The organism is Kluyvera sichuanensis (assembly GCF_014218705.1).
Classification (GTDB): domain Bacteria; phylum Pseudomonadota; class Gammaproteobacteria; order Enterobacterales; family Enterobacteriaceae; genus Kluyvera; species Kluyvera sichuanensis.
On sequence record NZ_JABBJF010000005.1, the window covers coordinates 36,118 to 57,159 of the forward strand.

At 56.5% G+C, this 21,042-nt stretch carries 20 protein-coding genes; 5 read left to right on the forward strand and 15 right to left on the reverse strand.

The genetic code is table 11. The annotated features are described in order from the left end of the window. From ugpE to livK, 8 genes are all read right to left on the reverse strand, one after another. Positions 1-846: a sn-glycerol-3-phosphate ABC transporter permease UgpE gene (gene ugpE / locus HII27_RS07695; protein ID WP_035892165.1), complete on the reverse strand. Its 846-nt coding sequence runs from the start codon at positions 844-846 to the stop codon at positions 1-3. After that, on the reverse strand, positions 843-1,730 hold the full coding sequence (gene ugpA / locus HII27_RS07700; RefSeq protein ID WP_185667354.1) for a sn-glycerol-3-phosphate ABC transporter permease UgpA: 888 nt from the start codon (positions 1,728-1,730) through the stop codon (positions 843-845). Before ugpA ends, ugpE begins: the two co-directional genes overlap by 4 nt. A gap of 118 nt (positions 1,731-1,848) precedes the next feature. Further along, a complete protein-coding gene (ugpB, locus tag HII27_RS07705) occupies positions 1,849-3,165 on the reverse strand; it encodes a sn-glycerol-3-phosphate ABC transporter substrate-binding protein UgpB (RefSeq protein ID WP_185667355.1) in 1,317 nt (438 codons plus the stop codon). 285 nt (positions 3,166-3,450) lie between these two features. After that, positions 3,451-4,164 carry a high-affinity branched-chain amino acid ABC transporter ATP-binding protein LivF gene (livF, locus tag HII27_RS07710; RefSeq protein ID WP_081918523.1) on the reverse strand — a complete coding sequence of 238 codons (714 nt, stop codon included), beginning with the start codon at positions 4,162-4,164 and terminating at the stop codon, positions 3,451-3,453. Between the two features lie 17 nt (positions 4,165-4,181). Further along, entirely contained in the window at positions 4,182-4,949 is a 768-nt protein-coding gene (livG, locus tag HII27_RS07715) for a high-affinity branched-chain amino acid ABC transporter ATP-binding protein LivG (protein ID WP_185667356.1), read from the reverse strand. Beyond that, entirely contained in the window at positions 4,946-6,226 is a 1,281-nt protein-coding gene (gene livM, locus HII27_RS07720; protein ID WP_185667357.1) for a branched chain amino acid ABC transporter permease LivM, read from the reverse strand. Before livM ends, livG begins: the two co-directional genes overlap by 4 nt. Then, positions 6,223-7,149, reverse strand: coding sequence for a high-affinity branched-chain amino acid ABC transporter permease LivH (gene livH, locus HII27_RS07725; RefSeq protein WP_035892178.1), 927 nt, complete (start codon positions 7,147-7,149; stop codon positions 6,223-6,225). The genes livM and livH overlap by 4 nt, the downstream gene beginning before the upstream one ends. A 54-nt stretch (positions 7,150-7,203) precedes the next feature. Continuing rightward, entirely contained in the window at positions 7,204-8,313 is a 1,110-nt protein-coding gene (livK, locus tag HII27_RS07730; RefSeq protein ID WP_185667358.1) for a high-affinity branched-chain amino acid ABC transporter substrate-binding protein LivK, read from the reverse strand. Between the two features lie 444 nt (positions 8,314-8,757). Between livK and panM the strand changes: the two genes are divergently transcribed. Beyond that, a complete protein-coding gene (gene panM / locus HII27_RS07735; RefSeq protein WP_185667359.1) occupies positions 8,758-9,141 on the forward strand; it encodes an aspartate 1-decarboxylase autocleavage activator PanM in 384 nt (127 codons plus the stop codon). Positions 9,142-9,230: 89 nt separating this feature from the next. Here panM and livJ read toward each other — a convergent pair whose 3' ends face one another. The 6 genes from livJ to ftsY all read right to left on the reverse strand — a co-directional run bounded on the left by livJ (position 9,231) and on the right by ftsY (position 16,451). Then, a complete protein-coding gene (gene livJ, locus HII27_RS07740; protein WP_185667360.1) occupies positions 9,231-10,334 on the reverse strand; it encodes a branched chain amino acid ABC transporter substrate-binding protein LivJ in 1,104 nt (367 codons plus the stop codon). Positions 10,335-10,618: 284 nt separating this feature from the next. Further along, entirely contained in the window at positions 10,619-11,884 is a 1,266-nt protein-coding gene (locus HII27_RS07745) for a 4-aminobutyrate--2-oxoglutarate transaminase (RefSeq protein ID WP_185667361.1), read from the reverse strand. A 176-nt stretch (positions 11,885-12,060) separates the two neighbouring features. Then, positions 12,061-12,915, reverse strand: coding sequence for an RNA polymerase sigma factor RpoH (gene rpoH / locus HII27_RS07750; RefSeq protein ID WP_064541362.1), 855 nt, complete (start codon positions 12,913-12,915; stop codon positions 12,061-12,063). Positions 12,916-13,172: 257 nt separating this feature from the next. Further along, complete coding sequence (gene ftsX, locus HII27_RS07755; RefSeq protein ID WP_185667362.1) at positions 13,173-14,231, reverse strand: permease-like cell division protein FtsX; 1,059 nt, start codon at positions 14,229-14,231, stop codon at positions 13,173-13,175. Further along, positions 14,224-14,892 (reverse strand): cell division ATP-binding protein FtsE, encoded by a 669-nt coding sequence (gene ftsE, locus HII27_RS07760; RefSeq protein WP_185667363.1) that lies wholly within the window; start codon positions 14,890-14,892, stop codon positions 14,224-14,226. The genes ftsX and ftsE overlap by 8 nt, the downstream gene beginning before the upstream one ends. 2 nt (positions 14,893-14,894) lie before the next feature. Next, entirely contained in the window at positions 14,895-16,451 is a 1,557-nt protein-coding gene (gene ftsY / locus HII27_RS07765; RefSeq protein WP_185667364.1) for a signal recognition particle-docking protein FtsY, read from the reverse strand. 178 nt (positions 16,452-16,629) lie between these two features. Between ftsY and rsmD the strand changes: the two genes are divergently transcribed. Together rsmD and HII27_RS07775 are read left to right on the forward strand one after the other, a co-directional pair. Then, a complete protein-coding gene (gene rsmD / locus HII27_RS07770; RefSeq protein WP_185667365.1) occupies positions 16,630-17,226 on the forward strand; it encodes a 16S rRNA (guanine(966)-N(2))-methyltransferase in 597 nt (198 codons plus the stop codon). Further along, positions 17,216-17,494, forward strand: a complete 279-nt coding sequence (locus HII27_RS07775; RefSeq protein WP_185667366.1) for a DUF1145 family protein — start codon at positions 17,216-17,218, stop codon at positions 17,492-17,494. The genes rsmD and HII27_RS07775 overlap by 11 nt, the downstream gene beginning before the upstream one ends. 39 nt (positions 17,495-17,533) lie before the next feature. On the opposite strand, the gene HII27_RS07780 is transcribed toward HII27_RS07775, so the two are convergent. Beyond that, entirely contained in the window at positions 17,534-17,890 is a 357-nt protein-coding gene (locus HII27_RS07780; protein WP_185667367.1) for a DUF2500 domain-containing protein, read from the reverse strand. A 140-nt stretch (positions 17,891-18,030) separates the two neighbouring features. Between HII27_RS07780 and HII27_RS07785 the strand changes: the two genes are divergently transcribed. Both HII27_RS07785 and zntA read left to right on the forward strand, forming a co-directional pair. Then, positions 18,031-18,657 carry a lysoplasmalogenase gene (locus HII27_RS07785; protein ID WP_185667368.1) on the forward strand — a complete coding sequence of 209 codons (627 nt, stop codon included), beginning with the start codon at positions 18,031-18,033 and terminating at the stop codon, positions 18,655-18,657. A gap of 78 nt (positions 18,658-18,735) precedes the next feature. Continuing rightward, positions 18,736-20,946, forward strand: coding sequence for a Zn(II)/Cd(II)/Pb(II) translocating P-type ATPase ZntA (gene zntA, locus HII27_RS07790; protein WP_185667369.1), 2,211 nt, complete (start codon positions 18,736-18,738; stop codon positions 20,944-20,946). The last annotated feature ends 96 nt before the right edge of the window (positions 20,947-21,042 follow it).

The window sequence follows — 21,042 nt, forward strand, 5'->3', positions numbered from 1 at the left end:
TTATTTCTCACTATCGACCAGGCCGCGTACAAAGGCACGCTGCATGGCTAAAACGATAACAACGGGGGGAATAAGGGTGAGCAGCATCGCCGCCATCACCTGGTTCCACTGCGTGGTGCCTTCACCGGTAGCGATCATCCCTTTGATGCCCGCCACGGCGGTGCCGAGGTTCACGTCGGTAATAATCAGCAGCGGCCAGAGATACTGGTTCCAGCCGTAGATAAAGGTGATGACGAACAGCGCCGCAAGGTTGGTTTTCGACAGTGGCAGCACGATATCGCGGAAAAAGCGCATCGGCGAAGCGCCGTCGATACGCGCCGCTTCAATCAGCTCGTCCGGCAGGGTCATAAAGAACTGTCGAAACAAGAAGGTGGCGGTTGCCGACGCCATTAACGGCAGCGTCAGGCCCGCGTAGCTGTCGAGCATCTTCAGGTTGGCAATGACCTCAACCGTCGGGAAGATACGCACTTCCACCGGCAGCATCAGGGTGATAAAGATCATCCAGAAGAACAGGTTACGCAGCGGAAAGCGGAACCAGACGATGGCGAATGCCGAGAGCATCGACACCGCGATTTTGCCGACGGTAATGGCGAAGGCCATGATGAAGCTGTTGAGCATCATCAGCCAGAACGGTGCGCTATTCACGCCCACGCCGTTGACCCAAATCGCCTTCATATTCTCGAACAGATGGCCGCCGGGGATCAGCGTCATCGGCGTTTCAAACACTGCTTTGTTGTCCAGCGTCGCCGCCGTAAAAGCGACGTACAGCGGAAACAGGATCACGATAATCCCGAGGATCAGCATGGTGTGGCTGAATATCGTCAGCCCGCGACGGTTCTCAATCATTGGTAGCGCACCTTACTTTCCACGTAACGGAACTGCACCACGGTCAGGATGATGACGAGGAACATCAGCACCACCGACTGCGCCGCAGAGGCCGAGAGATCCAGCCCGGCAAATCCTTCACGGTAAATCTTATAAATCAGCGTGGTGGTGGCCTGTACCGGGCCGCCCGCCGTCGCGGCGTCGATCACCGGGAAGGTGTCGAAGAAGGCGTACACCAGGTTCACCACCAGCAGGAAGAAGCTCACCGGCGCGATCAACGGCAGCGCCAGCTTGAAGAAGCGGCGAATCGGGCCCGCGCCGTCGATGGCCGCAGCCTCGACCAGCGAGCGCGGAATAGATTGCAGCGCGGCGAAGAAGAACAGGAAGTTGTAGCTTATCTGCTTCCAGACCGAGGCGAAGACCACCAGGAACATGGCCTGACCGCTGTTCTGCGCGTGGTTCCAGTCATAACCGAACGCACCGAGGAAGTGGGTAATCAGCCCGCGTCCGGGGTTAAACAGGAAGATCCACAGTACGGCGGCCACGGCAGGTGCGACGGCATAAGGCAGCAGCATCAGCGTCTGGTATAGACGGCTGCCGCGCACCACGTAGTCCACCAGGGCGGCGAAGAACAGCGAGACCAGCAGGCCGCTTATCGTCACCAGGCCGCTGAACTTGATAGTCGTCCAGAAGGAGTCGAGGTAGTAGCTGTCGTGGAACAGCGTGACGAAGTTATCCAGACCAACGAACTGGCTGGAGAGACCAAACGGGTCAACGCTTTGCAGTGAGTACCACAGCGCTTCACCGGCGGGCCAGATAAAGAAGATAACGGTGATAATCAGCTGCGGCGCGACCAATGCATAGGGCAGCCAGCGGGATTTAAACACCGGACGAGATGATGACATAGTTAAACTCTGAGTTGATTTCCCCTCACCCCGGCCCTCTCCCCAAAGGGGCGAGGGAGAAAGGCGGGTCTCCTCTCCCCTATGGGTAGAGGGTTAGGGTGAGGGGGTTAGTCAATGATTAAGACTTGGTCGATTGCTCGAAGCGACGCAGCAGCTGATTCCCGCGCGCTACCGCAGAGTCCAGCGCCTGCTGAGGCGTTTTCTTACCGGTCCAGACGCTTTCCAGTTCTTCATCCACGATGGTACGAATCTGCGGCATGTTGCCCAGACGCAGCCCTTTGGTGAACGGCAACGGTGGCTTGTTCAGCATCTGACGCGTGGCGATGTCGGCACCTGGGTTCTTGTCATAGAAGCCCTGCTGACGAGTCAGGTCGTACGCGGCGGTAGTGATTGGCAGGTAGCCGGTTTTCTGGTGCCATTCGGCAGCAATTTCAGGCTTCGCCAGGAACTCGAGGAATTTCGCGACCCCGGTGTAGGTCTCTTTGTCTTTGCCCTGCATCACCCACAGGCTCGCCCCGCCGATGATGGCGTTCTGCGGCGCGCCCTTCACGTCAGCATCGTAAGGCATCATGCCCACGCCGTAGTTGAATTTGGCGTACTGACGAATGTCCGCCAGCGAGCCGGAAGAGGCGGTGGTAATGGCGCAGTCACCGTTGTAGAACTTCTCGGTAGACTCATCTTTACGGCCGAAGTAGCTGAAATCACCCTTCTTGTTCAGTTCTTCCAGCAGCGCGATGTGTTTCACCTGCTCTGGCTTGTTGAACTCCAGTACCGCATCGGTACCGTCGAAGCCGTTATTTTTGGTCGCAACCGGCAGGCCGTGCCAGGCGCTGAAGTTTTCAATCTGGATCCAGCCCTGCCAGCCGCTGGCGTAGCCGCACTTCATACCGGCCGCTTTCAGCTTCGCGGTATAGGCTGCCAGATCCTGCCAGGTTTTCGGCGGCTGGTTCGGGTCTAAACCGGCTTTCTTGAAGGCGTCTTTGTTGTAGTACAGCACCGGAGTGGAGCTGTTAAACGGCTGGGACAGCAGGTGCCCGGTTTTGGAGTCGGTGTAGTAACCGGAAACCGTCGGCACAAACTGAGATTCATCGAACTTGATACCGGCATCGTCAAACACCTGATACACCGGCTTAATCGCTTTTGACGCCATCATGGTGGCGGTGCCGACTTCATACACCTGCAAAATTGCCGGGGCGTTACCGGTACGGAACGCGGCGATACCTGCGCTCAGGCTCTGCTCATAGTTGCCTTTGTACACCGGCTGAATTTTGTAATCCGGGTTGGCGGCGTTGAAGCGCTGCGCCAGAGAGTCAACCTCTTTACCCAGCTCACCTTCCATTGAATGCCAGAACGGAATAGTAGTTACCGCCATAGCCTGACCTGCGAATGCCAGACTCATTGCCAATCCTAAAGCTGTATGTCGTAACGATATCATCGGTTATCTCTCTTTTTGTGCCGGGATGCGCGATATCACGCGTTTTATGTTCGCGGGGGTAACATGACATGCTCGAATGACAGAAAAATAACTTTTTTATTACAAAAAAAAGATAGTAAGGCGACAAAGGGATGGCAAGGCGGTGACGGTTCTAAGAAGGGAAAGTGGGAGCTATGACACGTATAGGGAAAGTGCCGTTCCCGGGGTCGGTGCAAGCACCTCGCCCGGGATACGGGTTACCGGATGGCGATGCTGGCGCATCTTATCCGGCGTTATTGCGACGAATTAACCGCCGAGGTACGCGCTGCGCACCGCTTCGTTCGCCAGCAGTGCATCACCGGTGTCTTCCAGCACCACGTGGCCGTTTTCCAGCACGTAGCCGCGGTCGGCGAGCTTCAGCGCCTGGTTGGCGTTCTGCTCGACGAGGAAAATGGTCATGCCCTGCTTACGCAGTTGCTCGATGGTGTCGAAAATCTGCTGGATGATAATCGGGGCCAGCCCCAGAGAAGGCTCATCAAGCAGCAGCAGGCGCGGCTGGCTCATCAATGCACGGCCAATTGCCAGCATCTGCTGCTCACCGCCGGACATGGTGCCTGCACGCTGAATGCGACGCTCAAGCAGGCGTGGGAACAGGTCATACACCCACTTGATGCGCTCCTGGAACTGATCGCGGTCGGCGAAGAAGCCGCCCATCGCCAGGTTCTCTTCCACCGTCATGCGTGAGAAGACGCGGCGCCCTTCCGGAACAATCGCCACCGCTTCACGCATGATTTTCGCCGTCTGCCAGTCGGTAATGTCTTTATCATCAAAGACAATACGCCCGCTGGTGGCGCGTGGGTCGCCGCACAATGTGCCGAGCAGCGTGGTTTTTCCTGCGCCGTTGGCGCCAATCAGGGTCACAATTTCCCCCTGATTGATATGCAGGCTGACGTCGTGCAGCGCCTGAATTTTGCCGTAGTGGGCGCTGACTTTATCAAACGATAACATCACTTTATCCATATTCTGCCTCGCCCCCATCATGCTTCACCTAAATAGGCGCGGATCACGTCCGGGTTGTTGCGGATCGCTTCTGGCGTACCGTTCGCCAGCGGCGTCCCCTGATTCACCACGTAGATGCGATCGGAAATGCCCATCACCAGCTTCATATCGTGCTCAATCAGCAGGATAGTGGTGTTGTGATGGTTACGCAGCTCGGCAATCAGTTCGTCCAGCTCTTTGGTCTCTTTCGGGTTAAGACCCGCCGCCGGTTCATCGAGCATCAGGATTTCCGGCTGCGTCACCATGCAGCGGGCAATCTCCAGACGACGCTGGTCACCGTAGGCCAGGTTGCTGGCCTGACGGTTGGCGTGCTCTAACAGGCCGATACGCTCAAGCCAGGTGGCAGCACGGTCCAGCGCTTCGCTTTGCGCGCGACGGAACGACGGGGTTTTCAGCAGGCCGGAGAAGACGCCGGTCTTCAGCTGCTGATGCTGTGCCACCAGCAGGTTTTCAATCACCGTCATTTCGCGGAACAGACGCACGTGCTGGAAGGTACGCACCACGCCCATACGGGCAATCTCCTGGCCCGGCAACCCTTCCAGGTGCTGGTCACGTAGCATAATGGTGCCGCCGGTCGGCTTGTAGAAGCCGGTCAGGCAGTTAAAGACCGTGGTTTTCCCCGCGCCGTTCGGGCCAATCAGGGAGACGATTTCCTGAGGATGCAGTTCCAGGGCGACGTTGTTAACCGCCAGCAGGCCGCCAAAACGCATCATCAGGCCGTTAACGGATAATAATGGCTGACTCATGCCTGCTCTCCTTCTTTCGCTTTCCCGCTTTTCAGCTTGAGCTGCGGACGGGTCATCGGCAGAAGCCCCTGCGGACGCCAGATCATCATCAGAACCATCAAACCACCCAGCATCAGCATGCTGTATTCGTTGAAGTCACGCATCAGCTCGCGTGACACCACCAGCAGGACAGCGGCGAGAATAACCGCAAACTGTGAGCCCATCCCGCCCAGCACCACAATCGCCAGCACGAAGGCCGACTCGGCAAAGGTAAAGGATTCCGGGCTGACAAAGCCCTGGCGCGCGGCAAACAGCGTACCGGCAAAACCGGCAAACGCGGCGCTGATGGTAAAGGCGGTCAGCTTGATACGCGTTGGGCTCAGGCCCAGCGAGCGACAGGCAATTTCATCTTCACGCAGCGCTTCCCACGCACGGCCCAGCGGCATGCGCAGCAGGCGGTTGATGACAAACAGGCTCAGCACCACCAGCAACAGCGCCACCAGATAAAGGAAGATAACGCGGTCAGACGGGTCGTACTTAACGTTAAAGAAGTTGCTGAAGGTATCCCAGCCGCCTTCACGGGCGCTGCGGCTGAACTCCAGGCCGAAGAAGGTCGGTTTCGGGATCTGGCTGATACCGTTCGGCCCGCCGGTCACTTCGGTGTTGTTAAGCAGCAGGATACGGACGATTTCGCCGAAGCCTAAGGTCACAATCGCCAGATAGTCACCGCGCAGACGCAGCACCGGGAAGCCCAGCAGGAAGCCCGCCGCCGCCGAGACCAGCCCCGCGATCGGCAGACAGGTCCAGAAGCCGAGACCGTAATAGTGGTTAAGCAGCGCGAAGGTGTAAGCACCGATGGCATAGAAGCCACCGTAACCCAGCACCAACAGGCCGGAAAGCCCCACCACCACGTTCAAGCCAAGGCCGAGGATGATGTAAATCATGGTCAGGGTGGCAATATCAACCGTGCCACGTGAAACCATAAACGGCCACGCTACGGCGATCACCAGCAGCGCGACCAGGAACAGCTTCTGTTTGACCGTCGAGCCGTCAATGGCAGGCAGAATAAACTTCGGCCCGGAGACGCTTTTCAGCCCTTTCTGGAATAACGGGCGCAGCATCTGGAAGAAAAAGACCACCGCGGTGCCGATAAAGATCCACTGCCAGCGGATATCCGCGGCGCTGCCGACCACCAGTTTGGTACCGTCGAGCTGTAACTGAACGCCCATAAAGACGCCGGCCAGGACAAAGAACATCGCCGCCGACAGCAGCGCCATCGCAAATTGCATCGGTTTCATACTTTCTCTACCTCCGGGCGGCCCAGGATACCGGTCGGCATCACCAGCAGCACCACGATCAGCAGCGCGAACGACACAACGTCTTTATATTCGGTGCTCAGATACGCGGAGGACAGCGCTTCCGCGATGCCGAGAATCAGCCCACCAATCATCGCCCCTGGAATACTGCCGATACCGCCCAGAACCGCCGCGGTGAAGGCTTTCATCCCGGCCATAAAGCCGATATACGGGTTGATAACGCCGTAGAACTGACCCAGCAGCACGCCCGCCACCGCCGCCATCGCTGCGCCAATGACAAACGTCAGGGCAATCACGCGGTCGGTGTTAATGCCGAGCAGGCTCGCCATTTTCAGGTCCTCCGCGCAGGCGCGACAGGCGCGGCCCATGCGGGAGTAGCGAATAAACAGCGTCAGCGCCAGCATGGCAACGAAGGTCACAATCCAGATAACCAGCTGCATGGTAGTGATGGACGCGGAGAAGTTTTCGCTGCTGCCGACAATCCACTGGCCGTTAAACAGACTTGGCAGCGCGATATCGCGCGAGCCTTCGGTCAGACTGACGTAGTTTTGCAGGAAGATGGACATCCCGATGGCGGAGATCAGCGCAATCAGACGCTTGGAGCTGCGCACCGGGCGGTAGGCCACCCGTTCGATGCTCCAGCCGTAGGCGCTGGCAATCACAATCGCCCCGATGAAGCCAGCAGCCACCAGAAGCCAGCCGGTGTCGATGCCCATCATCATTAATGCGGCGATAATCATAAAGGAGACATAACTACCGATCATGTACACCTCGCCGTGGGCGAAGTTGATCATGCCGATAATCCCGTACACCATGGTGTAACCGATGGCGATCAGTGCATAGGTGCTTCCCAGCGTAACGCCGTTAAACATCTGCTGCACAAAGTAGAGAACCTGCTCTGACATAAATTAGCCTTTTGCTACCCCTGCGGGTCTACGCCCGCCAGGGGGGAATGAAGGTTACTTCGCCACGGTGGATGAGCCGTCGGCATGCCACTGGAAGACCCCAAATTCAAATCCTTTCAGATCGCCTTTGTCATCCCAGCTCAGCGGCCCAATCACGGTTTTCGCACCGTTTGCTTTTAAGTCTTTAATCAGCGCCTGAGGGTCATCGCTACCGGTACGTTCCATGGCGGTTGCCAGAGACTGCACAGCAGCGTAGGTGATCCACACGTACGGACCGGTTGGATCTTTCTTCTGCGCTTTCAGGGCATCGACGATAGCGCCGTTTGCCGGATCCTGGTCATAGCGTTTTGGCATGGTAACCAGCATGCCTTCCGCTGCTTTACCGGCGATATTCGACAGTGAAGCGTTACCCACGCCTTCCGGCCCCATAAACTGCGTTTTCAGGCCAACCGCGCGCGCCTGGCGCAGCATCTGCCCCATTTCCGGGTAGTAGCCGCCGTAGTAAACGAAGTCGATGTTCTCTTTTTGCAGACGGGCAATCAGCGCGGAGAAGTCTTTTTCACCGGCAGTAATTCCGTCGAAGAAGACGATATTGGCTTTGCCCGCTTTCAGCCCGTCCTGAACGGAACGCGCCAGACCTTCACCGTACTGCTGCTTGTCGTGAATGATAGCGATGCGCTGTGGCTTCACTTTATTCAGGATGTAGTTTGCCGCGGTTGGGCCCTGAGAGGAGTCCAGACCAGCGGTACGCATGATGTAGTGGTAGCCACGCTGGGTCAGCTCTGGGTTAGTCGCACCCGGGGAGATCATCAGAATGCCTTCGTCTTCATAAATGTCAGACGCAGGCTGCGTGGAGGAAGAGCAGAGGTGGCCAATCACGTATTTGATGCCGTCATTAACGATTTTGTTCGCGACCGCCACCGCTTGTTTCGGATCACAGGCATCGTCGTATTCAACGCCGACCAGCTTGTCACCCTTAATGCCACCTTTGGCATTGATGTCTTTAATGGCCTGGCGCGCGCCGTTGAACTCCATGTCGCCCCACTGGGCAACCGGGCCGGACATCGCACCGACAACCGCTACCTTAATATCGTCTGCCATCGCCGCGTGAGACATAGCCAGCGCGATCATCCCTGCGATTACTGTTTTTGTATTCCTTTTCATACTTCGGGATCCCCATTCGTGATGTCGTATTTACACGTCGTGGCGTGCATATATTTTGTTGTGTGGTGGTTAAAAAGCATTCTGTACTTTTAATATACAACGCTACTTTTGCCATTATCTTTAATGAGTTAGCGCAGCTTTTTGGCTAAAAACAGACTAAATTCTCTATTTTTCAGTCTATTAAGAAAAGATAATATTCTGATTTTCACCATAGATAAACAAAAAAAAGCCCGAACGGCAGCATAAAATAACGACACAATAAGCCGAATAAAACGCTGGTTTTCAGGTTAAAGTTCTGACTATTTTTCGATCCATGATGTTTCAAACTGTCTGCATGGATATCGAAAAATTAATCCCCTACTGAACAAGCCAAAAAAGAGAAAGCGTCCGGCAGAATAAATTGAGTACACTGGCCACCATTTTCGAGATTTGAGCAAACTGCCCATGAAGCTGACCATCATTCGTTTAGACACCTTTAGCGATCAGGACCGCATCTGCCTCGGTAAGATCTGGCCCGCTCAGCCCCCCAACGAACAGCACCTTGATGAGAACCACCGCCTGTATGCCGCCCGTTTTAACGAACGCCTGCTGGCAGCGGTAAAGGTGACGATCAACGGTAGCCAGGGGACGCTTAACAGTCTGTGCGTACGCGAAGTCACCCGCCGTCGCGGCGTGGGGCAGTATCTGGTCGAAGAGGTGATGCACGATAACCCGCAGGTCAGCCGCTGGACGCTGAGCAAAGCCGGCGTGGAAGAGAGCCTGGAAACGGCCGCATTTGCCAAAGCGATGGGCTTTACGGTGCATGCTGAGGGCTGGGTTCGAGGGTAATGCCGATCCCGGCGTCGGCTAACGCCTCGGCCGGGCTACATCATAGTAGTCCGGCCGAGCGTAGCGACGCCGGGGCAGCGCCGAACGAATTACTTCGCGTCGGTCGCCGTACCGTTCGCGTGCCAGTTAAAGATGCCGAATTCGAAGCCTTTCAGGTCACCTTTCTCATCCCACGACAGCGGACCCATCACGGTATCCACGGTATTGGCTTTCAGGTATTTTGCGATCTCAGCCGGGTCGTCAGAATGGTTCAGGCCCGCCTGCAGAGACTGCAGCGCAGCATAGGTGGTCCATACGAACGCACCGCTTGGATCTTCTTTCTTCGCTTTGATCGCGTCTACGATAGGTTTGTTCGCCGGAACCTGGTCGTAGTTCTTAGGCTTAGTCACCAGCAGACCTTCCGCAGAATCACCCGCAATGTTAGACAGTGAAACGTTCGCTACGCCTTCCGGCCCCATGAACTGGGTTTTCAGGCCAGCAGCACGCGCCTGACGCAGGATCTGGCCCATTTCCGGGTGATAGCCGCCAAAGTAAACAAAGTCGATGTTCTCTTTCTTCAGACGCGCCACCAGGGTGGAGAAGTCTTTCTCACCGGCAGTGATACCGTCGAAGAAGACCACGTTCGCGCCGCCTTTCTTCAGACCGTCCTGCACTGCACGTGCCAGACCTTCACCGTACTGCTGCTTATCGTGAACGACCGCGATGCGCTGTGGTTTCACTTTCTCGAGGATATATTTCGCCGCGGTTGGGCCCTGATCGGAGTCCAGACCGGTGGTACGCAGAATCAGTTTATAGCCACGCGCGGTCAGCTCAGGCGCGGTCGCCGCTGGGGTGATCATCAAAATACCTTCGTCTTCATAGATGTCAGACGCAGGCTGTGTAGAGGAGGAGCAGAGGTGACCGATAACGTATTTGATCCCGTCATTCACCACTTTGTTCGCTACCGCAACCGCTTGTTTCGGGTCACAGGCGTCATCGTATTTTACGATTTCCAGCTTATTGCCCTTGATACCGCCCTTGGCGTTAATGTCGGCAACTGCCTGAGTTGCACCGCTGAACTCCTGGTCACCGTACTGCGCAACCGGGCCGGACATCGCGCCAACAACAGCAACTTTAATATTTTCTGCTAATGCCATATTGCTGAATGCCAGCGCAATACATCCTGCCAGTAACGCTTTACCCTTCATTTTCATCCTGAGGTTCCCCATTGTTATGGTTGTTGCATTTGTTGTGATGTTGTTATTTAGCACATTATTCTTATATCACCTGTATGGTAAGTATAAGATATTAATATTGAGGGAGGCTGACCGTGCTTTTTCAGCATACTCTGCTAAAACATACCCCATTTTTGTGGAATTGAAACGTTAATTTTGACGGATTTGTAACGCAAAAATGACAAAAAAAAGCCACTCATCGGAGTGGCTTGGGTGTTGGGTACATCCCCGGCGGCGCTTTGCCTGGCCGGGAAGGGCACGCTCTATTCAGATATCGCCCGACGAATCACCTCCAGCGCCTGCTGGAACTGTTTCTCAGGGATGGTGAGCGGGTACAAGAAGCGAATGACGTTACCGTACACGCCGCAACTCAGCAGCAGCACCCCTTCCGCCAGTGCACGATCCTGCACCAGTTTGGTCAATTCCGGCGACGGCTCTCCGGTTTGCGGGTTCACAAACTCTACGGCAACCATCGACCCCACGCCGCGCACGTCAGCAATCGCCGGGCAGCTTTCGCGTAATTTATTAAGTACTTCAATCAGATGCTGGCCCAGATGGTTGGCGCGAGTGCAAAGCGCCTCTTCCTCAATGACATCCAGCACCGCATGCGCGGCAGCAATCGCCAGCGGGTTCCCCGCATAAGTGCCACCAAGGCCGCCGGGTGCCGGGGCATCCATCACCTCGGCACGCCCCGCGACGCCAGAGAGCGGAAAACCGCCCGCCAGGCTTTTTGCCATGGTGATAAGGTCAGGCTTCACGCTGTAGTGCTCCATGGCAAACAGCTTGCCGGTACGGGCAAAGCCGGTCTGCACTTCGTCGGCAATCAGCAAAATACCGTGGGTATCGCAAAGCTGGCGCAACGCCTGCATAAAATCAGCAGGGGCAACATTAAAGCCACCTTCGCCCTGCACTGGTTCAATGATAATCGCCGCCACCTGATCCGGGGCGATATCGGCTTTGAAAATATGAGTCAGGCTTTTGAGCGCCATCTCGGTGGTCACACCGTGCGCGGCATTTGGATAGAGACCGTGATACACCGAACCAGGGAACGGGCCGAAGCCGATTTTGTACGGTGCGACTTTGCCGGTCAGCGCCATGGTCATAAACGTACGACCATGGAAGCCACCGCCGAAGGTAATCAGTCCCGGACGTTTGGTATAGGCGCGGGCAATTTTCACCGCGTTCTCAACCGCTTCCGCCCCAGTGCTGAAAAACGCCGTTTTGGCGTTTCCGGCAATAGGCGCGGCGGCATTAATACGTTCTGCTAATGATACATAGCTTTCATAGGGGACTATCTGATAGGCGGTGTGGGTAAAAGCCTGCAGTTGGTTTTCAACGGCGGCCATCACCTGAGGATGGCGATGTCCGGTATTCAGCACCGCAATGCCCGCAGCAAAGTCGATGTATTCGTTACCTTCAATATCCCACAGCGTGGCGTTCTCAGCGCGCTCCGCGTAGAAGCCGCACATCACGCCCACACCGCGCGGCGTGGCCTGTAAACGCCGATGATTCAGTGACTCGTTACTCACGGTAAACCCCCTGCCGTTGAAATGACGAAAAGTCTATTCAGTCTTTGCCATCGCCTGCATTAACGCCAGCGGCAAACGTGAAATAAGCAGAGGAAAGCGTGATGACGGGGAGCAGAAAAACAAAACCCCCGGATGGGCATCCAGGGGTTATCGGGGTCACGCGTTAACTGACGTTATCAGGCTTCGATAGCCGCACGCAGTTTTTTCATCGCGTTCTTTTCAAGCTGACGTACACGCTCGGCGGATACGCCGTAACGGTCGGCCAGTTCCTGCAGCGTAGACTTGTTGTCTTCGTCCAGCCAGCGGGCGCGAATGATGTCCTGGCTACGTTCGTCCAGGCCCTGCATTGCGTCGGTCAGCTTATTCGCTGCCTGCTCTTCCCAGTTATCATCTTCGATGCCGTCGGCAAAGTTGGACGATTTATCCTGCAGATAGAGCACCGGAGCAACCGAGTGGCTTTCAGACTCATCGTCTGAGGACATATCAAACGCCATGTCCTGCGCCGCCATACGGGATTCCATCTCGCGAACGTCTTTGCTGGAAACGCCCAGCTCGCGGGCAACCATTTCTACTTCATCCTGATTGAACCAGCCCAGACGCTGCTTGGTTTTACGCAGGTTGAAGAACAGCTTACGCTGCGCTTTGGTGGTCGCGACTTTAACGATACGCCAGTTACGCAGTACGTATTCGTGAATTTCCGCTTTGATCCAATGCACCGCAAAGGAGACCAGGCGTACGCCCACTTCTGGGTTAAAACGACGTACAGCTTTCATCAGGCCGATGTTGCCTTCCTGAATCAAGTCCGCCTGCGGCAGGCCATAGCCCGAGTAATTACGAGCAATATGAACAACAAAGCGCAGGTGAGACAGGATCAGCGTTTTAGCTGCTTCCAGATCGCCCTGGTAATGCAGCCGTTCAGCAAGCGCCTTTTCTTCATCAGCCGTCAACATCGGCCATGCGTTCGCAGCCCGGATATAAGATTCCAGGTTACCAACAGGGGCTAACGCTAAATTTTGCATTTCTTTGGTCATTCAAATCCTCTCAATTCACTTCATACTGGCGGCGGCTTGTCCCCGAAGGCAACAAACATGCCAAGCTCTATGAGCAACGAGAATATCATCCGCTCTTTTATCAGACAGTGAGTTTATCCACAAGTTCAATGCAACAGTGTGAATAAATTACGCACAAAATGTGACACGCGATAGGCCGCGAGGGCAGAAAGATGGGGTTTAAAACGCATCCCCTGCGGACGGAAGTCGTCGCAGGGGAAGAGTATAACAGAACTTTTTTAATCGGGAGTAAAGTGGCGTAAATGTTGTACCGTGGCAAGCCAGGCTGCCACCCAACCGATCATCGAGCTAACCAGCAGCAACAGCAGGCACTCGTCAAATGACAGGCCGCTCAGCTCAAACTGGGTACCGAAAACACGCGCCACTTCGGTGACCGCCGACGACAGTCGCATCACCAGAATTTCCGACAGGATCAGCGACAGGAACGCGCCGGAGAAGCCCAGCAGCGCACCACCGTAAAGGAACGGACGCAGGATAAACCCGTCGGTTGCCCCAATCAGCTTCTGCACGTTGATGGTATCACGGCGCGCAAAGATGCTCAGACGCACGCTGTTACCGATGACGAGGAACACCGCCGCCACCATCAGCACGCCGATCATCGCCGACACGCGGCCCACCAGCCCGGTAATGGAAGCCAGACGCGCAAACCAGCTGTCATCCATGCGCACTTCGTTAACGCCCTGAATCTGCGCTACGCGGTCACGCAGCGTGTTCAGCGCATCGGTGGTCTGGAAGTCGATTTTCGGGATAACGACCGCCACCGCAGGCAGCGGGTTCTCTTCCAGCATATCCAGCGCGCCGCCAAAGCCCGACCAGTTGCGGAATTCACCCAGCGCTTCGTCGCGGGAGAGGTAGTTCACCTTGTCCACGCCCTGCTCAGCCTGCAGTTGACCCACCACTTTCGCCGCCGCATCGTCATCCAGCGTTTTCTCCAGATAGACGGTGATCTGCGGAGAGGGGTAGTACTGCGAAGCCGCCGTGTTGACGTTCTTGTAGACCATATAGCAGACGCTTGGCAGCGTCAGGGAGATGGCGATCACCATCACCGTCAGGAAGGTCGCCAGCGGCTTGCTTTTCAGATCCTGCAGCGCGCCCTGCCAGGCATAACGCACCTGCTCATTGAAGACGTTGGTTTTACGCGAGTTCGGTTTCGGCGCCGGTTTACCCCGCTTCGGCGTATTGCGCCCGCCGTCACCCGATGAGGAGACCGATTTACGCAAGCGGTCGAGTCGCCCGCCGAACTGGCGAATTTGGTTGATTGCGTCGCGCTTATTCACCGGTGTGGCCTCCATGCAAGTGACCGTCGCTCAGCGTCAGCATGCGGTAAGAGCGGCTGGAGATAAGCCCAATGTCGTGCGTCGCCATCAGCACCGTTACCCCAACGCGGTTAAACTCTTCGAACAGTCGCAAAATGCCTTCCGACAGCGCGTTATCCAGGTTACCCGTCGGTTCATCCGCCAGCAGTACCGCAGGCTTGTTCACCACCGCACGGGCAATGCCTACGCGCTGCTGTTCACCGCCGGAGAGCTGGATCGGGAAGTTTCTCGCTTTATCAAGCAGCCCGACTTTGTCCAACGCCGCCGAGACGCGACGACGAATATCGTCGGCGCTGGCGCCCGCTATGATCAGCGGGATCGCCACGTTATCAAACACGGTTCTGTCCATCAGCAGATGGTGATCCTGGAAAATCATGCCGATCTGGCGACGTAAGAACGGCACCTCACGGTTCTTCAGGCGGCTGATATCGTGCCCGCCGAAATAAATTTTCCCTGCACTCGGCCGCTCGATCCCACAGATAAGCTTCAGCAGGGTACTTTTACCCGCGCCGGAGTGACCGGTCAGAAATGCCATCTCGCCTGGCTGCATATGGAATGTGACTCCCTGCAGCGCTTGTCTCCCGCCGAGATAGGCTTTGCTGACGTGTTCAAAGCGAATCATGATTAATCCTCTCGGGCAAAAAGTGCCTCAATAAAATCGCCCGCTTTAAACGGACGTAAGTCCTCAATACGTTCACCGACGCCGATATAGCGAATCGGAATGCCGAACTGATCCGCCACGGAGAATATCACCCCGCCCTTGGCGGTACCGTCGAGTTTAGTCAACGTGATGCCGGTCAGGCCAACGGCCTCGTGGAACAGTTTGGCCTGGCTGATGGCGTTCTGCCCGGTGCTGGCGTCGATGGTCAGCATGACTTCATGCGGCGCGTCGACGTCGAGCTTTTTCATCACGCGAACAATTTTCTTCAGCTCTTCCATCAGGTGCGATTTATTCTGCAAGCGCCCTGCGGTATCAGCAATCAGTACATCAACGTTACGCGCTTTCGCCGCCTGGATGGCATCGAAAATGACCGAGGCGGAATCTGCACCGGTGTGCTGCGCGATAACCGGAATATTGTTGCGCTGGCCCCAGACCTGCAGTTGCTCAACCGCCGCCGCACGGAAGGTATCACCCGCCGCCAGCATCACCGTTTTGCCCTGCTGCTCGAACTGACGTGCCAGCTTGCCGATGGTGGTGGTCTTACCCACACCGTTAACGCCGACCATTAAAATAACAAATGGCGTTTTGCCTTCAATATTAAGCGGTTCATCTACTTTTGCGAGAATTTCACCCATTTCATCTTTTAACAGACCGTACAGCGCTTCGGCATCGCGCAGCTGTTTACGGCTGGCGGTTTCGGTCAGGCTATTGATGATCTTACGAGTGGTTTCCACGCCGACGTCGGCAATCAGCAACTGCTCTTCCAGCTCTTCAAACAGATCGTCGTCGATTTTCTTGCCGCGGAATAGACTGATAAATCCGGAACCGAGGTTTTCTTTGGTTTTTAACAGGCTGCGTTTCAGGCGCGCGAAGAAACCTTCTTTGGTTGGTTTTTCCTGCTCCTGCTGTGCGTCATCCGCCGGTGCTTCAACGGCCGCTTCTTCTTCCACCGCTTCGTTTTCCGACTCGACGGCAAGCGCCTGCGCTTCCAGTTCTTCGTCGGTTAACTCATCGACGGTCTCAGGTTCAATCTCTTCAACCACTTCTGGCTGTACTTCAGCAACCGGCTCAACGGTTTCAACCACTTCCGGCTGTGCTTCGGCAACCGGTTCAACGGTTTCAACCACTTCCGGCTGTGCTTCGGCTACTGGCTCAACGGTTTCAACCACTTCTGGCTGTACTTCGGCAACCGGCTCAACGGCTTCAACCACTTCTGGCTGAATTTCTTCAACCGCTTCGGCCTGTGCGATTTCGCGTTCAGCAACCTGTTCAGTGACTTCAACCACTTCTTCGGCAAACGCTTCGCTTTCCGCGATGGTGTGTGGTTCAGCAACGTCTTCGACAGGCGCTTGCGCTTCTTCGGCGTGCGGCGTCTCTTCTGCAACCGTTTCAGGCTCAGCAGTCGATGTTTCAGCTACCGGCTGCTCTTCAATTTTTTCTTCTGATTCAACGACCTGATCCTGTTCTTTCTGCCCAAAGCCCAGCCAGGAAAAAAAGCCACGTTTTTTTTCTTTTGCCATTTGCAACCACACTCCCCGCTGTTTTTGATGGCGCCACTTCGCCATAATCGACGCGAAGGCTAAAATAATGATGAAATTAGTCGGTTAGTCTATCACTTAACTTCCCTGGCTTCACCGCTTTCACCCGGCAGGGCAGAAAGCTAGAATAGCAGGCCGAAAGAGCGACCAGAGCAAGCAAATGAAAAAACCAACTTCCGGCGGCATGGGCCAGATCCGCATTATTGGCGGGCAGTGGCGCGGCCGTAAACTCCCCGTTCCTGATAGCCCAGGCCTCAGACCCACCACCGATCGCGTGCGTGAGACCCTCTTTAACTGGCTGGCACCCTCAATGGTAGATGCCCGCTGCCTGGACTGTTTCGCCGGAAGCGGCGCGTTAGGGCTGGAAGCGCTCTCCCGCTATGCCGCCAGCACCACACTGCTGGAGATGGAGCGTTCGGTGGCACAACAGCTGCAAAAGAACCTCGCCACGCTGAACGCCGCGCAGGGCAAAGTGGTGAATACGAACACCCTCGCATTCCTCGCTCAAAGCGGCACGCCGCATGATATTATTTTTGTCGATCCGCCATTCCGTAAAGGATTACTGGAAGAGACGTTAAACTTACTGGAAACCAACGGTTGGCTAGCCGATAACGCGCTGATCTACGTCGAAAGCGAAGTCGAAAATGGCCTACCGCCGGTGCCGGTCAGTTGGGATCTGCATCGGGAAAAAATTGCCGGTCAGGTTGCCTATCGTCTCTATCATCGTGAAGTGCAGGGAGAAAGTGATGCTGATTAATCTTGGACGCGCGCTGATGCTGTGCGTATGGGCGTTTCTGGTGCTGAACCTGATTCACCCGTTCCCCCGCCCGCTGAATATTTTCGTTAACGTCGCGCTGATCTTTATGGTGCTGATGCACGGGATGCAGATGGCGCTGCTACAGTCGACGATGCCGAAAGATGGCCCGCAGATGAGCCGCGGCGAGAAAGTGCGTATCTTCCTCTTCGGCGTGTTTGAACTGCTGGTGTGGCAGAAGAAAATTGGCGCGAGCCTGAAGAAGAAGTAAGAGTTTCCCGGCCTGGCTCCCCGCCAGGCCCTATTTTTACTATTCAGCCTTAAAGTCAACAAAGCGCGAACCTTTGTAGCTCAGCGTTCCCTTATCCCCCACCGTCAGTTGATGATACTGCTCGGACTCGACGCGAAAACTCACTTCCAGGCCGCCCTGTTCCGGCTTAAAGCTCACGTCATAGCGCATATCGCTACCGGCTGGAGCCACCGTCTGCTGACGTGAACGGCGATCGTTCAGCACTTTTTCGCGCTTGTTCGTCACCACCACCCGCTTTTGCATCAGCGGGGCGGCATCGTTATCCATTTTTTCCCGACGCTGCTGGACGAAGCGGAACGACGCGGCCACGATGATAATGGCGACAACGACGATGAAAAAAAGCGGCATCTTGCTCATTTCAGGTTCTCTTAAGAATTTACGCAAATCATAGTAAACGGCGCAGTCTGCCATTGTCATCTGGCGGCTGCGGCTACTACACTGGACATTCAAGACTGGCAGTACAGTACCCATTAAGATAACAGATACAGGGACTTATTATGCTTTGGTCGTTTATCGCAGTATTCTTCTCAGGCTGGCTCTACGTGGATGCCGCCTACCGTGGGCCCGCCTGGCAGCGCTGGGCATTCAAACCTATCACCTTAATTTTACTCCTGTTTCTCGCCTGGCAGGCACCGATGTTTAACGCCATCAGCTACCTGGTACTGGCGGGCCTGTGCGCCTCATTGGTCGGCGATGCCCTCACGCTGTTGCCACGTCAGCGCATGCTGTACGCCATCGGCGCATTTTTCCTGTCGCACCTGCTGTATACCATCTGGTTTGCCGGACAGCTGACCTTCACCTTCTTCTGGCCGCTACCGGTGGTGCTGCTGGTGATTGGCGTGGTCTGGCTGGCGGTTATCTGGACGCGGCTTGAAGAGATGCGTCTGCCGGTGCTGGCCTTTATCGCCATGACGCTGATGATGGTCTGGGTCGCGGGCGAGCTGTGGTTTATGCGTCCAACGGACACCGCGCTCTCCGGTTTCTTCGGTGCCGGTTTACTGCTGCTGGGTAACATTATCTGGTTGGTGAGTAAATATCGCTGCCGTTTTCGCGCGGATACGGCGATTTACGCCGCCTGCTACTTTGCTGGGCACTTCTTTATCGTTCGCGCGCTTTACCTGTAATTTCCTGCTTGACTCTGGAGTCGACTCCAGAGTGTATGCTGCGCTTAATGAAGCAACGATCATTAATCGGAGGATACGATGTCGACTCCAGAGACACGTAACAATAAAGCCCCCCAATTCTCATCTTTTAAGCTCGCGCCTGCGCCACAACCGCAGGACGACTGCTGCTGCGATAGCCAATGCGCAACGGCTGAACCCGCAGTAGAACCGACGCTGGACGCCCGCTATAGCTGGGTCGTCAACGGCATGGACTGCGCAGCCTGCGCCCGTAAAGTCGAAACCGCAGTAAGCCAGGTCGCTGGCGTGAAGCAGGTTAAAGTGCTGTTCGCCACCGAAAAGCTGCTGGTTGATGCCGATGACGACATCCGCGCTCAGGTGGAGAAAGCCGTGAGCGCCGCAGGTTATTCGCTGCGCAACGACAGCGAACCAAAGGCAGAGGATAACAGCCCGCGCTGGCGGGAAAACCTGCCGCTTATCGCGCTCGCGGTGATGATGGCGATTAGCTGGGGGCTGGAGCAGTTCAACCATCCGCTCGGCAACCTGGCGTTTATCGCCACCACGCTGGTCGGCCTTTACCCTATCGCCCGCCAGGCGCTGCGTCTGATGAAAAGCGGCAGCTGGTTCGCCATTGAAACGCTGATGAGCGTCGCGGCCATCGGCGCACTGTTTATCGGCGCGACGGCGGAAGCGGCGATGGTGCTGCTGCTGTTCTTAATCGGTGAAAGGCTGGAAGGCTGGGCCGCAAACCGCGCGCGTCAGGGCGTGAGCGCGCTGATGGCGCTGAAGCCTGACACCGCCGTGCGCGTACGTGACGGCCAGCGTGAAACCGTGGCGCAGAAGGATCTCCAGCCGGGTGACGTGATTGAAGTGGCCGCCGGTGGGCGCTTGCCTGCCGACGGGAAGCTCATCACCCCGTTCGCCAGCTTTGATGAGAGCGCATTAACCGGCGAGTCCATTCCGGTGGAACGTAGCGCGGGCGAGAGCGTGCCAGCAGGGGCAACCAGCGCCGACCGCCTGGTACAGCTGAGCGTTATTTCAAAACCTGGCGACAGCGCCATCGACCGTATCCTGCGTCTGATTGAAGAGGCCGAGGAGCGTCGCGCGCCTATCGAGCGCTTTATCGACCGCTTCAGCCGCATCTATACCCCGGCGATTATGGCCGTCGCGCTGCTGGTGACGCTGGTGCCACCGCTGCTGTTTGCCGGCTCGTGGGAGGAGTGGATCTATAAAGGGCTGACGCTACTGCTGATTGGCTGCCCGTGTGCGCTGGTTATTTCGACTCCGGCAGCGATTACCTCAGGCCTTGCCACCGCAGCACGTCACGGCGCGCTGATTAAAGGCGGCGCGGCGCTGGAGCAGTTGGGCCGCATCACGCAGATGGCCTTTGATAAAACCGGCACCCTGACGCTCGGCAAACCGCAAGTGACCACGATTATCCCAACCGCCGAACTCAGTGAAGACACCCTGCTGGCGCTGGCTGCTGCGGTGGAACAAGGCTCTACCCACCCGCTGGCGCAGGCCGTGGTGCGCGAGGCGCAGCTGCGTGGGCTTGTCATTCCTCAAGCCGCTAATCAGCGTACGCTCGTCGGTTCCGGTATTGAAGCCAGCGTCGATGGGCAGCGTATCGTTATCTGCGCGGCAGGCAAGTTCCCGACGCCGGATCATCAGGCTGAGATTCAACGCTTGGAAAGCCAGGGCAACACCGTGGTACTCGTTACCCGTGACGATACCCTGCTGGGGATTGTAGCCCTGCGAGACACCGTGCGTCAGGAGGCGCGTCAGGCGGTCGATGGCCTGCGGGAATTAGGCATTCAGGGCATCATTCTGACCGGGGACAACCCGCGCGCTGCTGCCGCCATTGCTGATGAGTTAGGCATGGCCTACCGCGCCAACCTGCTGCCAGCCGATAAGGTCAGTGAAGTGACGGCGCTGAACGCTCAGGGGCCGCTGGCGATGGTGGGCGACGGGATTAACGACGCTCCGGCGATGAAAGCGGCGGCGATGGGCATCGCGATGGGCAGCGGCACGGACGTGGCGCTGGAAACCGCCGATGCGGCGCTGACGCATAACCGTCTGACCGGGCTGGTGCAGATGATTCGCCTGGCGCGTGCCACCCACGCTAACGTTCGACAAAACATCGCCATTGCGCTGGGGCTGAAGGGGATTTTCCTTATCACCACGCTGCTCGGCATGACCGGGTTGTGGCTGGCAGTACTGGCGGATACCGGTGCAACGGTGCTGGTGACGTTGAACGCGCTGCGACTGCTGCGCGGGAAGTTTAGTGCGTAACCCTGTAGCCCGGGCGAGGCGTTACGCCGCCCCCAGGTTGGCTCGATGCCATTCCCGGCGGCGCTTCGCTTGGCCGGGCTACGGGATTATCGGTAC

Excerpts from the sequence above, each read along its gene's own strand:
- HII27_RS07780 (WP_185667367.1), bottom strand. The coding sequence starts at position 17,890 with ATGAGCAAGATGCCGCTTTTTTTCATCGTCGTTGTCGCCATTATCATC.
- rpoH (WP_064541362.1), bottom strand. The coding sequence starts at position 12,915 with ATGACCAAAGAAATGCAAAATTTAGCGTTAGCCCCTGTTGGTAACCTG.
- livK (WP_185667358.1), bottom strand. The coding sequence starts at position 8,313 with ATGAAAAGGAATACAAAAACAGTAATCGCAGGGATGATCGCGCTGGCT.
- HII27_RS07775 (WP_185667366.1), top strand. The coding sequence starts at position 17,216 with ATGCTGATTAATCTTGGACGCGCGCTGATGCTGTGCGTATGGGCGTTT.
- ugpA (WP_185667354.1), bottom strand. The coding sequence starts at position 1,730 with ATGTCATCATCTCGTCCGGTGTTTAAATCCCGCTGGCTGCCCTATGCA.
- livF (WP_081918523.1), bottom strand. The coding sequence starts at position 4,164 with ATGGATAAAGTGATGTTATCGTTTGATAAAGTCAGCGCCCACTACGGC.
- rsmD (WP_185667365.1), top strand. The coding sequence starts at position 16,630 with ATGAAAAAACCAACTTCCGGCGGCATGGGCCAGATCCGCATTATTGGC.
- ugpB (WP_185667355.1), bottom strand. The coding sequence starts at position 3,165 with ATGATATCGTTACGACATACAGCTTTAGGATTGGCAATGAGTCTGGCA.
- panM (WP_185667359.1), top strand. The coding sequence starts at position 8,758 with ATGAAGCTGACCATCATTCGTTTAGACACCTTTAGCGATCAGGACCGC.
- zntA (WP_185667369.1), top strand. The coding sequence starts at position 18,736 with ATGTCGACTCCAGAGACACGTAACAATAAAGCCCCCCAATTCTCATCT.
- livM (WP_185667357.1), bottom strand. The coding sequence starts at position 6,226 with ATGAAACCGATGCAATTTGCGATGGCGCTGCTGTCGGCGGCGATGTTC.
- ftsY (WP_185667364.1), bottom strand. The coding sequence starts at position 16,451 with ATGGCAAAAGAAAAAAAACGTGGCTTTTTTTCCTGGCTGGGCTTTGGG.
- livG (WP_185667356.1), bottom strand. The coding sequence starts at position 4,949 with ATGAGTCAGCCATTATTATCCGTTAACGGCCTGATGATGCGTTTTGGC.
- HII27_RS07785 (WP_185667368.1), top strand. The coding sequence starts at position 18,031 with ATGCTTTGGTCGTTTATCGCAGTATTCTTCTCAGGCTGGCTCTACGTG.
- ugpE (WP_035892165.1), bottom strand. The coding sequence starts at position 846 with ATGATTGAGAACCGTCGCGGGCTGACGATATTCAGCCACACCATGCTG.
- ftsE (WP_185667363.1), bottom strand. The coding sequence starts at position 14,892 with ATGATTCGCTTTGAACACGTCAGCAAAGCCTATCTCGGCGGGAGACAA.
- livH (WP_035892178.1), bottom strand. The coding sequence starts at position 7,149 with ATGTCAGAGCAGGTTCTCTACTTTGTGCAGCAGATGTTTAACGGCGTT.
- livJ (WP_185667360.1), bottom strand. The coding sequence starts at position 10,334 with ATGAAAATGAAGGGTAAAGCGTTACTGGCAGGATGTATTGCGCTGGCA.